At 72.2% G+C, this 12,970-nt stretch carries 16 protein-coding genes and 1 pseudogene; 4 read left to right on the top strand and 13 right to left on the bottom strand.

Translation table 11 applies throughout. The features are described from left to right. Positions 1–131 precede the first annotated feature (131 nt). The 4 genes from ACFXI4_RS41480 to ACFXI4_RS41465 all read right to left on the bottom strand — a co-directional run bounded on the left by ACFXI4_RS41480 (position 132) and on the right by ACFXI4_RS41465 (position 2,704). Entirely contained in the window at positions 132–1,145 is a 1,014-nt protein-coding gene (locus ACFXI4_RS41480) for an ester cyclase (RefSeq protein ID WP_385001978.1), read from the bottom strand. Further along, positions 1,142–1,513: a dehydrogenase gene (locus tag ACFXI4_RS41475; protein ID WP_385001975.1), complete on the bottom strand. Its 372-nt coding sequence runs from the start codon at positions 1,511–1,513 to the stop codon at positions 1,142–1,144. Before ACFXI4_RS41475 ends, ACFXI4_RS41480 begins: the two co-directional genes overlap by 4 nt. A 364-nt stretch (positions 1,514–1,877) precedes the next feature. Then, positions 1,878–2,084, bottom strand: coding sequence for a hypothetical protein (locus ACFXI4_RS41470; RefSeq protein WP_385001972.1), 207 nt, complete (start codon positions 2,082–2,084; stop codon positions 1,878–1,880). Continuing rightward, complete coding sequence (locus ACFXI4_RS41465; protein ID WP_385001970.1) at positions 2,081–2,704, bottom strand: OvmZ protein; 624 nt, start codon at positions 2,702–2,704, stop codon at positions 2,081–2,083. The genes ACFXI4_RS41470 and ACFXI4_RS41465 overlap by 4 nt, the downstream gene beginning before the upstream one ends. A gap of 400 nt (positions 2,705–3,104) precedes the next feature. Here ACFXI4_RS41465 and ACFXI4_RS41460 point away from each other — a divergent pair, with 400 nt between their 5' ends. After that, complete coding sequence (locus ACFXI4_RS41460; RefSeq protein ID WP_385001967.1) at positions 3,105–3,686, top strand: TetR family transcriptional regulator; 582 nt, start codon at positions 3,105–3,107, stop codon at positions 3,684–3,686. A gap of 83 nt (positions 3,687–3,769) precedes the next feature. On the opposite strand, the gene ACFXI4_RS41455 is transcribed toward ACFXI4_RS41460, so the two are convergent. After that, complete coding sequence (locus ACFXI4_RS41455) at positions 3,770–4,378, bottom strand: ScbR family autoregulator-binding transcription factor (RefSeq protein WP_385001964.1); 609 nt, start codon at positions 4,376–4,378, stop codon at positions 3,770–3,772. A gap of 115 nt (positions 4,379–4,493) precedes the next feature. Next, complete coding sequence (locus ACFXI4_RS41450) at positions 4,494–5,351, bottom strand: response regulator transcription factor (protein ID WP_385001962.1); 858 nt, start codon at positions 5,349–5,351, stop codon at positions 4,494–4,496. Positions 5,352–5,813: 462 nt separating this feature from the next. Between ACFXI4_RS41450 and ACFXI4_RS41445 the strand changes: the two genes are divergently transcribed. The 3 genes from ACFXI4_RS41445 (at position 5,814) to ACFXI4_RS41435 (ending at position 8,227) form a co-directional block, all read left to right on the top strand. Continuing rightward, on the top strand, positions 5,814–6,776 hold the full coding sequence (locus tag ACFXI4_RS41445; protein ID WP_385001959.1) for a ScbA/BarX family gamma-butyrolactone biosynthesis protein: 963 nt from the start codon (positions 5,814–5,816) through the stop codon (positions 6,774–6,776). Between the two features lie 27 nt (positions 6,777–6,803). After that, the gene (locus tag ACFXI4_RS41440; RefSeq protein ID WP_385001956.1) at positions 6,804–7,733 is read left to right on the top strand and encodes an NAD-dependent epimerase/dehydratase family protein; all 930 of its coding nucleotides are present in this window, start codon (positions 6,804–6,806) and stop codon (positions 7,731–7,733) included. A 245-nt stretch (positions 7,734–7,978) separates the two neighbouring features. Further along, entirely contained in the window at positions 7,979–8,227 is a 249-nt protein-coding gene (locus ACFXI4_RS41435; RefSeq protein WP_385001953.1) for a chaplin, read from the top strand. Positions 8,228–8,348: 121 nt separating this feature from the next. Here ACFXI4_RS41435 and ACFXI4_RS41430 read toward each other — a convergent pair whose 3' ends face one another. The 7 genes and pseudogenes from ACFXI4_RS41430 to ACFXI4_RS41400 form a co-directional block, all read right to left on the bottom strand. Beyond that, positions 8,349–8,774 carry a tyrosinase family protein gene (locus ACFXI4_RS41430; RefSeq protein ID WP_385001950.1) on the bottom strand — a complete coding sequence of 142 codons (426 nt, stop codon included), beginning with the start codon at positions 8,772–8,774 and terminating at the stop codon, positions 8,349–8,351. Between the two features lie 64 nt (positions 8,775–8,838). Then, a pseudogene (locus ACFXI4_RS41425) lies at positions 8,839–9,180 on the bottom strand (tyrosinase family protein); the annotation flags it as partial. Continuing rightward, on the bottom strand, positions 9,164–9,643 hold the full coding sequence (locus ACFXI4_RS41420; protein ID WP_385001947.1) for a tyrosinase cofactor: 480 nt from the start codon (positions 9,641–9,643) through the stop codon (positions 9,164–9,166). The pseudogene ACFXI4_RS41425 and the gene ACFXI4_RS41420, both read right to left, overlap by 17 nt. Before the next feature lie 580 nt (positions 9,644–10,223). Then, positions 10,224–10,808, bottom strand: a complete 585-nt coding sequence (locus ACFXI4_RS41415; RefSeq protein ID WP_385001944.1) for a vitamin K epoxide reductase family protein — start codon at positions 10,806–10,808, stop codon at positions 10,224–10,226. Further along, entirely contained in the window at positions 10,808–11,308 is a 501-nt protein-coding gene (locus ACFXI4_RS41410) for a DUF5949 family protein (protein ID WP_385001942.1), read from the bottom strand. Before ACFXI4_RS41410 ends, ACFXI4_RS41415 begins: the two co-directional genes overlap by 1 nt. Before the next feature lie 144 nt (positions 11,309–11,452). After that, positions 11,453–11,743 (bottom strand): hypothetical protein, encoded by a 291-nt coding sequence (locus ACFXI4_RS41405; RefSeq protein ID WP_385001939.1) that lies wholly within the window; start codon positions 11,741–11,743, stop codon positions 11,453–11,455. Between the two features lie 185 nt (positions 11,744–11,928). Further along, the gene (locus ACFXI4_RS41400; RefSeq protein WP_385001936.1) at positions 11,929–12,630 is read right to left on the bottom strand and encodes a hypothetical protein; all 702 of its coding nucleotides are present in this window, start codon (positions 12,628–12,630) and stop codon (positions 11,929–11,931) included. Positions 12,631–12,970: the final 340 nt, after the last annotated feature.

Here is a 12,970-nt window from a genome sequence, read left to right as displayed (position 1 = left end):
CGCGGGGTTGTGTGGTTTTTTTTTTTTTCAACCGGCACCCCTTGGGCGGGGTGGTGTGGGCGGGGGGGGGGGGGGGGGCGCCCCCCCCCCCCCCCCCGGGGGGGGCCCCCCCCCCCACGGCCGGGCGCGGCTCAGGCCGCGGGCTTGCCCGCCGGGGTCAGCGGGCCGACCGGCTTGCCGCCGGACTGGAGGAACTTCTGCAGCGAGAAGTTGTCGACGATGCCCCAGCGCTCGGCGATCTTGTCGCCCTCGAAGCGGAACCAGATGATCGCCTGGTGCTGCACCTGGAGGCCGGTCGGCTTGATGCCGATGAAGGGGCCGGTGTGCTTGCCGTGCATGACCCAGCGGATGGCGGCCTTGTCGCCCATCGAGATGAAGTCGAGGATCTCGTACTTGATCCCGCTGAACGCGGACTGCTGGATCCTGATGGTGTGCTTGAACGCCTCCGGGCCGCGCATGGAGTCGTCGTGGCTGCCGTTGTTGCGGAAGTCGGCGGTGAGGTAGCGGTCGGCGGCCGACAGGTCGCCCAGGTCCAGGCCCTCGTGGAAGACCTTCTCGATCAGTTCCTTCTGCTGGTCCGCGGTGAGCGTGGTGGGCATGGGCGGGTTCTCCTCTGCTGAAGTGGCTGACGTTGCTGACGTGGCGGGATCGGCCGTGTTGCCCCGGGTGTCGAGGGTCTTCCGGTCGACCTGGGTCACTCCCCTGGGCACGGCGCCGGTGGTCCACACGATCCGCAGCCGAAGCCGGTCGAAACGCCAGCCGTCCCGGGTGCGCCGGGCGGTGCCGGTGAAACGGCCGCCGAGCTGGAAGTACTGGGTGGGGTCCGGGGGAAGCGGTGAGCCGTGGTGCACATGGGAGGCGATCAGGCTCCAGCTGAGCCGGGCGGTGTCGCCGTCCACCTCCACCTGGCTCTCCGAGCCGTGGTGGTGGGTCCGGCCCCAGCGCGCCATGATCTCGGTGGTGAAGCCGGCCACCCCGGCCAGGCCCTGGTGGCTGCCCACCGGGAACGTCATCTCGATGTCCTCGGTGAACAGGGACCGGGCCCAGGTCTCGTCGAAGCCGCCCTCGTCGAGACCGGCCAGATACCGCCCGGCCAGGTCCCGCAGGCTCAGCACGTCGGTGAGCCGGGCGGTCTCGGCCGTCATGACACCCGGCGCGCTTCGGTCCGGGCGTCCGTCGCGTAGATCACGACGTCGTCGGGGCCGTGCACGACGGCCTTGCCCTCGCCGGTGAGCGCACCGTCCTCGTGCCGCGCGGTGATGTCGATCTGTATGTACGCGGCCCGGTGGCCGTTGGGGCTGATCTGGGTGACGTCGAGGTTGAAGTCCTCGCGCAGGGAGAACTCCACGGAGTCGTCGCCGGTGACGGTCCAGGCGCCGGTGCCGGTGCTCTTCTGCGTGGTGACCGAGAGCGAGCCGTCCGGGGCGAAATCGACGGTGTACTGGTCCACCTCACCGTCGTGGGTGACCGTACCCGTCCATCGGCCTACGGGTGTCCAGGTGGAAACAGGCATCGACCACACATCCTCAAGTCGGGGGGGAGAGAAACAAAAAATCCGCGCCCCGAACGGGACACGGATTTGGAGAAGAAAGCCACGGACCCGCCAGAAGGAGTCCGGGTGAAGCGCCACCGCCGTCAGGACATGGGGGCGCCGCGAAGAGTGTGACACCTCCGTTCGGATGCGTCAACTTCGGTTATTGCTAAGTGAGTTGATGGTCAGACAGCCTAAGCAGCCCCCGCGGCAGGGGGATGGCCGCGGGGGCTGCTTCGCGCCGGATCCCCGCACGGATCCGGCTTCTTGCGGGTGATGGTCGGTGAATTGCGTACGACAGCGGAGACTTACTCGAATTAACTGCCGCTACAGGGGCTCGCGCCAATTATTCGGCCTCGCCCCTGCGTGCCAGTGCGAAGAGTTCGTCGAGGTCGTACTCCGCCCGGCGCGGTCCGCCGTGCCGGGTGATCTTCCCGCGGCTGGCCCACTTGCGGATGGTCGCCTGGGTGACACCCATCGCGAGGGCGGCCAGTTCCGTCGGCACCCGGCGCGGTCTCACCGCCCCGCCCCCCGGCCGTGCCGGCTCGCTCATGCCGCCTCCCGCATCCGGTCCGCGACCAGCAGCCACTGGCGCGGCGGCAGCGCGTGGCCGTCGTCGCAGGCGACATGGTTCGGCACCCGGTCGCCTCCGTCCGCCGGCAGTACGCCGTAGAGCGTTCCGCCGCACTCCGGCCGGGTGCACGGGCCGAGTGCGAGCCGGCGAGCCGGGCCGGGGCCGAGCAGTGCGCGGAGTTCGCCGAGCAGTTCGGCGAGCTCCTCGTCGAAGTCCGGGCCCGCCGGGTGCCCGGCGAGCCAGGACAACTGCCGGCGCAGGAACCGCACCAGCGCACCCACCCCGCGGTCGGCGGGCCGGATGCCGGTGCGCTCGTCCACGACGAGCCGTGCCCACAGCGCCATCACCTCGGCGGTCCGGGTACGCAGCGCCAGGGCCCGTTCGTCGAGCACGATGCCGACGGTGGCGCGACTGCCGCTCACCCGCTCGCGCAGCACCGGCCCGCCGGGGGCCAGCGCCTGGTCGCTCTCCCGGTACAGGTCGAGCAGGGCACCCAGGGCGCCGTCGATCCGGTCCAGGCAGCGGCCGCAGATCCGGCCGCAGCGCCGTCTGCAGTCGCGGCTCGGATGCTCGTCCGTGAGTCGCTCGAACTCTTCCATTCGGATCCCCCGAATCCTTGGTCCTTGCGGAACTGCCACCAGTCTCACGGGGACCGCGGGGCCCTTCAACGCACGGCGGTTCAGGGTTCCCACAATCCTCCGCAGCTCTGTCAGCGGAGTGTCAAACCCGTGTCAAGTGGCCGGATATGATCACTGTTACAAACAGACCTGTCTGATTGAGGATCACCTCGGAGCCTCACCCGACGCGCATGTTTCCGGACAACCACCTTGGCTGCCAGGGACGTTCGGATTCTGTGGAGATCATGCAGAGGTAGGGACCGACCGGTGTCCTGTCAGGAAACAGGCATGGTTGTATGATTCTCACCATCATTGACATCGGTGTCCGTGGCAGGGTGCGCGCACCGGGCACGCCGTGGGCAGGGAAGGCGGGTGCGACCTGATGCAGGCGCGATCCGAACAGACGCGTCAGGCTCTCCTCCACGCCACCGCCGAGCTCATCGCGGACGGCCGGCTGTCCGACGCGGGGCTGGTCAACATCTGCCGCCGGGCCGGGGTCAGCCGGGGGGCGCTCTACCATCACTTCTCCTCCACCACGGCACTGACCGCCGCCGTGTACGAGGAGGCCCGGCAGCGGGTCGAGGCGCTGACCGACGAGGCGTTCTCGGGTCCGGCGGCGGAGGCGCCGAAGCGCTTTCTGTTCGCGCTCGGCGAGGCCATGCGTACCGAGAAGATCGTCCGGGCCGGCATGCAGCTGGCCGCGGACGGCTCGGCCGGGCCGCCGAGTCTCCGCGACGACCTGCTGGCCACGGTCCACGAGCGGGTCACCGAGGCGCACAAGGAGACCGAGGGACCGGCCGAGGACCTCGCGGACCTGGCCGTGGTGATGGCCGCGGGCATCGAGACCCTGGGGTACACCGACCCGAGCTGGTGGGACGGCGACATCACCCAGCGGCTGTGGCGGCTGCTGCGCCCGCTGTTCGACCGCGACCGCCCCAATCGGGGCGGGGAACGCCGGATCTGACGGCCGCCGGCCCGGCCCGCACGGCCGCCACCGGGCCGCCGCGCGGAAGCGCGGGCGGACCGGGAACCGGCTGACAGGGCCGGTCAGTCCGTCGGTGGCGTGGTGCGCAGCCGCCCGACCAGACCGGGCGTGGCAAGCCCCGGCAGCAGGAACTTCCAGAAGACGCTGGTGCGTTCGGGCAGGTCGGCGCGGCCGGAGTAGGCCTGGGACATGATCTGCAGGCCGGTGAAGGAGCCGACGATGAGCGAGGTGACCTCGTGCACATCCACCCCCGGCAGGATCTCGTCCCCCTTCTCGGCCTCCTGGAGCAGCGTCAGGACGGTGTCCATGGACTGTTCGTAGGTGGTCTGCGGCGGGCAGTCGAACGACGTCTGCTCTATGGTCAGCCGCACGCTCGCGCGCAGCACCGCGTCGTGCTGGAGGCGCCGGGCGAACTCCAGGGTCAGGTCGATCACCGACTGCAGCCTGACCGGCCGGTCGGGCACTTCCAGGGCCTCGGCGTGCGCCTGCACCAGCGCCATCGCGATGGCTTCCTTGGAGGGGAAGTGATGGTAGAGGGAACCGCGGGTGAGTCCGGTGCGCGCCAGGATCTCGTTGGTACTGGCGGCGTCGTAGCCGCGCTCGTCGAAGACCTGGGCCGCCGCTTCCAGGATCGACCGCCGTGATCGCTTGCCGCGTTCTTGCTGAGCCATGCCAGATCCCTACGCTCTCCCGCTGAATTCAACAGACTTGTCTGTATCGTAAGCCGCATCCGCGGCCCACGGTCAGTACCGCGGCGGGAGTTGTCAGAAAGCGGTTCCGGGGTGGTCACCGGAACGGGGCATGACCTCGGGGAACGTGTCCGGGCGCGTCCGGGCGCCAGGGCGAGCCGATCCGGAAACCGACCCCGCGGACGGTGACGATCCAGGCACTGGAACCCAGTTTGGCGCGCAGCGTGCCGACATGGGTGTCGACCGTGCGGCCGCGCGGGGACCACGCGTCGTCCCACACCTGGGCCATGATCTGGCGGCGCGGGATCACCGTGCTGGGCTGCGTGGCCAGCAGGTGGAGGAGGTCGAACTCCTTGCGGGTCAGGTCCAGCGGCCGTCCGTCGAGGGTGGCCGTGCGGGCGCCCGGGTCGATGCGCAGCGGCCCGTGGGTGAGGACCCGGCCGGCGGGCGCGGGTGCGGCCGGCCGCACCTGCGCCCGCCGCAGCACCGCCTCCATCCGGGCCAGCAGCTCCCGGAACCCGTACGGCTTGGCGAGGTAGTCGTCCGAGCCGGCCTGCAGGCAGAGCACGCAGTCGAGCTCCGAACCGCGCGCGGTGACGGAGATGATCGGCAGGTCACTGACCGCCCGGATGCCCCGGCACACCTCAAGACCGTCCAGGTCGGGCAGATCCAGATCGAGCAGCACCAGGTCGGCCTCGCGGTGCCCGCGCAGCGCCTGCGCGCCGGTGGTCGCGCCGTGGGTGGCGTACCCGTGCCGGACCAGGCCCTGCCGGAGGGTGTCGGCGGCCCGTGGATCGTTCTCCACGACCAGGATGTTCAGACCCTGCGCCCGGGGCGCGCCCTGCGCGGGGACCGGGCGGGCCGGGTGATCCCCCGGGGCGAGCGGGACGAGCGGGCCGTGCGAGCGGTGACGCCGTGCCGACGGCGCCACGAGATCCGCGTACTGGCGGTTCATCTGTTCCCCCTGAGGCACATCCACGTCTTCTCGGACTGCGGGTTCACGACCAGACCGTACCAAACAGACTTGTCTGATTGTCAACTGCCGAGGTGGCCCGGCGCGGCGCCATCACCCCGCACCACTCGCGCCGCGATGAGCTGCGATTTCGCCGGATTACCGGACAAGTGGGAGGCGAGACTCCACTCAGGAGATTCAAAGAGGGACGTGACCAAGGGTCACACCTCCCTAATGAATCATACAAGGTTGTACGTTTCACGGATGCAATTCGGATATAACGGTCAGAGGTTGAAGGGGAGGCGGGCCACCGGATTTCCCGACTCCCCCAAGAAATTGGCTCGCCTCTTGCAGAACCGGACCGACCTGTCTGTATCTTGTGGCTAGAACGTCGGCCACGGGGGGTGACAGCCGGCGTACGGCTTGTTGCCCCCTCCCCGTCACACCGACACAGGAGCGCTGCACATGCCGCACCTCACCGACCGGACCCTGGCCCACAAGCCCCTGCTCCCCGCACTGACCACCACCGTGCCGCGTGAGTACGTCCACCGCGCGGCCGTCTCCGAGGTCCTCCTCACCGGCTGGGATCCCGACGAGTCCACCGCCGCCGACGGCCGCGGGGACGACGCCCGTTTCGTCGTCCGGGCCCAATGGCCGCGCTGCCACGCCCTGTTCGCCCCCGACCGGGGCTACCAGGACCCCATGCTGCTGATCGAGTCCGTCCGCCAGATCGGCTCCCTGCTCGCCCACGCCGAGTTCGACGTGCCGTTCGGCCACCAGTTCCTCATGTCTGACATGTCCGTGACCACGGAATCGGAGCTGCTCGTCGCGGACGCGGTCCCCACCGATGTCCAGATGCACACGGTCTGCCGCGACGTCGTCCGCCGCGCGGGCCGGCTGCGGGAGATGCGGTACGACGTCTCGGTGGTACGCGAGAACGGCGCCCGGGCCACCGCCTCGGCCGCGTTCCGCTGCATGAGCCCGGACGTGTACCGGCGGATGCGCGGGGAGCGCCCCACCACCGGCCGCACCCCGCCACCGGCCCTCGACCCGGCCGCCGTGGGCCACGCCGGCCCCCGGCACGTCGTCCTCGGCGAGCCCGCGCCGGGCACCCGTGACCGATGGGAACTGCGGGTCGACACCGCGCACCCGACCTACTTCGACCACCCCGTGGACCACATACCCGGCATGTTCCTCCTGGAGGCCGCCCGGCAGGCCGCGCACGCCCGCACCAGAGCCCCCGGTGCCCTCCTGCTCGGCATGCGCAGCGAGTTCCTGCGGTACGCCGAACTCGACGCGCCCTGCTGGATCACGGCCGACCCCGAGCCGTACGGCAGCACGGGCGACCTGCTGGTACGGGTGCGCGGCAGCCAGCGGCAGGAGACGGTCTTCACGGCCGAACTCGTCCTGCGGCCACGTGTCCGCTGACCCCGACCGCCTTCCGGGAGAGTCCCCGTGCCCACCATCCTCATCACCGGCGCGTCCGGATTCGTCGGCGCGCATGTGACGCACGAGGCGCGGCTGCGACGCGCCGAGCTCAGGCTCATGACCCACCGCAGGTCCGCGCCCGGGGCCTGCTCCGGGACGCGGACCGTCTCCGCGGACCTGACCGACCCAGGCTCGCTGCGCGGGGTCTGCGACGGCGTGGACGTCCTGCTGCACTGCGCCTCGCAGATCGGCGGCAGCGCGGCCGCCAACGAGGCCGTCAACGCTCGCGGAACGGCGGCGCTGGTCGCCGAGGCCCGGCGCGCGGGGGTACGCCGGGTCGTCCAGCTCAGCACCGCCTCCGTCTACGGCCGCGGCACCTTCCGGGGCTCCCGTCCCGAGGAACTCACGCGCAACCCGGGCTCCGTCACCTCCCGCACCCGCGCGGCGGCCGAGGACGCGGTCCTCGCCGCCGGCGGTGTGGTGATCCGCCCCCATCTGGTCTTCGGCGAAGGGGACCTGTGGGTCGGGCCCAGCCTGGCCCGGCTGCTGCGCGCCCTGCCGGGTGTGGTGGCCGGCTGGCCGGCTCGGGCGTCGGTGATCACCGCGCCGGACCTGGCCCGGCTGCTGGTGGCCACGGCGCTCGCCCCCGACACGGCACTGACCTCGCGGGTCTATCACGCGGCGCATCCCGTGCCGGTCACCGTGGACAGTGCGCTGCGGGCCGTCGCCGAGTGCGCCGGGATCGCCTGGCCGCACGACAACCTCACCGTCGAGGGGGCCAAGGCGATCCTCACGGCCAAGGGTGTCCCGCCGGGCACGCTCGACATCCTGACCACGGACCACTTCTTCGAGGCGGACGCGCTCTGGTCGGACCTCGGCGAGGCGCCGGCCGCGGGCTTCGCGAGCTGCTTCCGCCGTGCGGAACGCTGGTACCGGTCGACACTGGCGGGGGTCTGACGCCGGCCCCCCGGTGCGCGCCGGCGACCGTGTCGTCTACGCCAACCGCACGACGTGGCGCGACCGGACGGTGCGGACATCCGGCCCTTCCTGGCGGGGTGGCGGGTACGGCGACTGCGCCGACCCGGGCGTTTGGAGTGACCGTTGGGTGATCGGCGTGACCAGCCGCAGGTCGTGGCGTTGAACGGGGAGTGCGGCGGCTGGTCCTGCCGCCGCACTCCCCGAACAACAAGAAGGAGAACGTGATGTCTCGCATCGCGAAGGCCGCCGTCGTCGCCCTGGGCACCGGTGCTGTGGTGATCGGCGGGGCCGGCCTGGCCCTGGCCGACGCGGGTGCCAACGGCGAGGCCGTCGGCTCGCCCGGCGTGCTGTCCGGCAACGTCATCCAGGTCCCGGTCAACATCCCGGTGAACGTGTGCGGCAACACCATCGACGTCATCGGTCTGCTGAACCCGGCGTTCGGCAACGCGTGCGCCAACGAGGGCCACCTCTAGGCCGCCGACAACGAGGGCGGCGGCTACGGCGCCTGAGCCGCCGGACACGGCAGGAGCCCCGGCACCCTGGGTGCCGGGGCTCCTGCCGTGTCGGTGGCTCAGGCGTACAGGTAGATCCGGCTCAGGTCCTCCAGCGACGCGGGAGTGCGTTCCACGGCGGCAGCTTCTCGCCGCGGGCGGCCACCCGCCGGTACTGCGGGTCGCCGCGGCGGGGCGCCCCGGCCGGCAGGTGGCGCTGTCCCCGGTGCCGGGCCTGCCGGCTCTCCCACTGCAGGTCGACGAAGGCGTGGTGGAGCCAGAAGGCGGGGTCGTTGACGAAGGCGTGGTGGAGCCAGAAGGCGGGGTCGTTGACGAAGGCGCCGCCGAGCATCGCCCCGCCCACCCAGCGGTGCACACGGTTGTGGTTGCGCCAGGACGTGCCGCCGCTGCCGGCCCTCCAGCCCTCCAGCTTGTTGCGGAATCCCCGCCTGACGGTCGAGTCCCAGGGGGCGACGTCGTACACCGGGTCGTCCAGTGCCTGGGCGAGCTGGGCCTTGGTGGGCAGCACGATCGGGGCGCGGGCCCGGCCCAGGCCCCGGGTCAGGAACTCGCCGTCGGTGGCGCCCTCCTCGATGGTCCAGTGCCCGGCCGTTCCCGCCGAGCAGGTCCCTCGTCCAGGGGACGGAGGAGGCCGTACGGTCCTTGGTCCAGTCCCCGTACGGCACGGTCACCGAGCCGTCCACGCGGCGCAGGGCGCGCTCCCGTTCCAGCAGGAACCGGCGGTGCCAGGGCAGGAAGGACGGCGCCATGTGGGCGGTGCGCGGCCCTCGCTCGCCGCCGGCGGTGTAGTGGTCGATGTGCGTGCGCACGAACTCGTCGTACTCACCCCGCCGTTTGACTTCGAGGAAGGCGTCGACGAGCCGTTTGCGCTCGCCGGCGGTCAGCCTGCTGACGTCCTCACGCACGTACGCCATGGCCGCCCCCCATGTGCTGAGGCCCCCCGCCCATCGGTCCCGGGGCCAGGTCGCGCAGCCGCTGCCCGGGCCCGATCTCGTCCACGGCCGCCCTGGCCGCCGCCAGCGGGGTCGGGTACGAGCTGTAGTGGTCGACCATGCTCAGCCAGGTGCCGTCGGCCCGTCGCATCAGATGCAGCGGCCGGCCGGCCACGGTGACCTGCCACTCGCTCTCGTCGTCGGCCCGGCCCGCCGCCGGCACCAGGACACCGTGGATACGGCGGCCCCGGTAGGTCTCGTCGAAGGACCTGCCCACCGGCGCGTCCTCCTGAGGCACCGGGCTGGACGCGGCGACGACCGGGGCGAGCGCCAGGGCCGCCCCGGCGGCGAACAGTCCCCGGGCCACCTCGCGCCGTGTCGGTCCGCCCGCCCCGGCCCTGTCCGGCTCCGCGCCCACCGCGACCCCGCCTACTCCGACGACCATGCTCACTCCTCGTACGGTTCACCGATCGCTGTCGGTACCGGTAACCGTCCGAGGGGCCACCCGGTCACCGCCCCCCCGCCGTCCGACGCACGACCGGCACGGCCGACGACCGGCGCCGCCCCGCCTCACCGGGCAGCCGCGAGCCGTCGATGCGGCTGCCTCGCCGGCGGATCAGCGCCCGGGGCCCGCGCCCAGGTCGCCGCCGACGACCGTCTGCAGGGCCGGGGCGAGCACGCCGGCGTCGGGCAGTTGCGGGGACGGCATGCCGAGGTGCTCGGGGTACGGCCCTCGGTGAAGCGCGGTCCCCCGGGGACGCCGGGGATCAGCAGCGGCACCTCCATGTGGAGGGACTTCTCGACGCCGTCCAGTGGCACGGGGGCGGGTACCGTCGGGTTCTCGCGGCGGCGCCCACGGCGACCGTGACGCCCGTGACGACGGCGCCAAGGGTTCCTCGGGTGGTCGCCTTCATGCCGGGTACGGGCCCTTTCAGGAGCGGGATTCCAGCGAGGTCCGTAACGAGCCGGAAAACGGCATCAGTTCACAGTTCGCCCGGGTGCCGCATTAGTCGGCTGTTCACTCATCAGCTCGTCCAGAAGTCCCACCACCGGGTCAGGATCAGCATGCCGACGACCCCGATGTGCAGCAGCGGAAGCACCCAGGTGAATTCACCGAGGGATTCCCGCAGCCATCCGGGCGCGGGCAGGAACCGATGACGTACGGCGAAGGAGGTGACGTACCAGAACAGGAGGATGGTGGCGACCCAGGCCAGACAGCACCACAGGCACAGCGCGTTGATCCGGTACAGCGACTCGAACTGCAGCCAGGACACGAAGCCGACGCCGAAGAGGCACCCGGCGTCGAAGGTCAGCCAGTACCAGGCGGGGAAGCGGGCGCCGGCCAGCAGGCTCATGCCGACGCAGATCACGACGGCGTAGGCGGCCAGGCCGAGCATCGGGTTGGGGAACCCGAACGCCGCGGCCTGGTCGCTCTTCATCACACTGCCGCAGGACACCACCGGGTTCAGGCTGCACCCGGGGACGAAGCGCGGGTTCTCCAGCAGTTTGAACTTGTCGAGGGTGATGACCCAGGAGGCCAGCAGCCCCGCCGCCCCCGCGACCGCCGTGAGCAGCGCGAACCCCCGGCCGGCGGCTGCGGTTCGCGGCATCAGCCGCGCAGGCTGCGGGCGGGCAGCACGATGTGCGCGGCGGCCGTCAGGGTCTCCTCGGCCCCGGCGAAGTCCCTGAGCGCCGCCGCGTCGACGGGCTTGCCGGGCTCGCCCTGGGGCCAGGGCCGGGTGGTGAACACCAGGTAGGCGTAACCGCGTTCCGCGACGGCCGCCAGCCATTCCTCGGGCGCCGCGCACTGGGCGTTGAGCGGGGCCAGGTTGAGGACGGCCGTGCCGGACTGGACCAGCAGGGTGACGGGCAGGCCGGGCCGGGCGGTGCCGTCGACGAGGTCGCCGCCGACCGGCAGTCCGTTGTTCTCCAGCAGCGCCTCGACGGCGGCCGAGGTGGCCGCCGTGCCGCCCGCCGCGTCGCCGAGGGAGTAGGCCAGCAGATAGGGCATGTCACTGCCGTCGGGGGCCTCGCCGCTCCAGGCGAGCACGGCGACCGTGCCGAGGTCGGCGGGTCGGAAGGGGCGGGTTTCGCTTGGGGTTGAGGTCACCGCGCGACCCTATCGGCGGGTCGCGCGGCGGGCGGGCGTGCGCTCACCCGACCGGCGGACATCCGGCGGCGCGGCCACACGAACGAGGGACGCCGCTACGGCGTCCCCCGGATCGATCCCCGCCCGGCACCGCCCGGCCCGGCCTCAGCTCTGCAGCGGCAGACCACCGAGCAGCGGGTTGTGCTGGTTGACGGCGGCGGTCGTCTTCTTGACCTTGTTGAGCACGGAGCGCTTGTTCTCGGTGTTGAGGGCGTCCGACTGGTGCTTCAGCGGCACCGCCTGGTCCAGGGTCAGCGGGCTCCTGGTGATCGTGTCCACGGCGCTGTTGAGGCTGGCGGGCGTCAGGTCTGCGTTGTTGGAGGCGAACGCGGGCGCGGCGAAGCCGGCGAGGGCCACGGAACCGGCGACGACAGCGGCAGCCTTCAGAGACTTCATCGTGTTCCTTTCTTCGGCGACCTACGGCGGCGCGAGCCACGCAACGGAAGCCACCAGGGGACATTCTGACGCCGTGCCTAACGACGCCCCGACGGGCCGGAAACCCCGTGCTCGGAAGACATATGAGATCCCGAAGGGCCGGGTGGCCGAGGACTGCCCGGCCGGGCGGGCCCCACCGCGCGCGGTCAGCCGGTGGGTACCGGGAGCGACGGGGTCGACGGCGGGCCGGGCGCGGCGGGCAGGCTCGGCAGGTCGGGCAGGCCGCCGCCGAGCAGGATCGCGACGAGCAGGTCGACCAGACCGGTGACGACGGCGGTGGCGGTCGGCACCACCTGGCCGGCGTCACCGGAGGTGGCGGCCTTGAGAAGCTTGTCGACCGCGGTCTGCAGGGCGGTCAGCGCGTCGCCTGCCAGGTCCTTGACCCCGGGGGTGTCCCCGAGCCCCTTGGCCTGGGCTGCGGCCGGCGCGGGGAACGCGGCCGGCACGGCGGGGGTGCTCTGCGCGGCCGACGGCAGGGCGGGCACCGAGGGCAGGGCGGGGGTGGCGGGGACCGCCGGCGCGGGAGCCGGGGCCGCCGCCGTGACCTGGGCGATGGCCGCCTTCACGGCGTCGCCGAGCTGGGTGGCCTGGTCGGGGGTGAGCTGGCCGTCGTCCGCCGCGAGCACGGTGTCGAGCAGGTCGGTGACCGGTTTGAGCACGGTCCCGAGGTTGCCCAGCGACTCGACCTGGGCGAGCAGTGCGTCGGCCCCGGGGACTGGCGCCTGGGACTTCGCGTGGGTGCGCTCGTGGGCCGAGTCTGCGGCGACGGCCGCCGGGCCGGTGGTCCCGGCCAGAAGAAGAGCGCAGAGTGCGGTGGACGCGAGACGCCGTGCGGGCAGAGCACGCATGGGTGTTCCTTTCGATGTGCGTCGGACTTGCTGCTCACCGTGGAATCACCCGTGCCGGCCTGCAACCGCTCGACCGCCCACCGTCACCGAGCGCCTTCCGCCCGGCCGCCGTCGTGGCTGATGAGGTGCCCCGTCGAGGCCGCCTCGCCACACCCGCCCCGGCTCCGGCCGTTCGAGGGACTCCCGGGCGGGGTGCGCGGGTCAGCCGGCCCCGGGCACCCCCCGGACACACGGACCGGCCGTCCGCCCCCCGGACACACGGACCGGCCGTCCGCCCGCGGGGTGCGCGGGCGGTACGCCGGGGGGCGGGGTAGGGCGCCGCCGCGAGGCGTGGGGGCGG

Source organism: Streptomyces sp. NPDC059224, assembly GCF_042754285.1.
Classification (GTDB): domain Bacteria; phylum Actinomycetota; class Actinomycetes; order Streptomycetales; family Streptomycetaceae; genus Streptomyces.
Note: the sequence above shows the minus strand (reverse complement) of the source record. Positions and strands in the feature narration are given on the sequence as shown.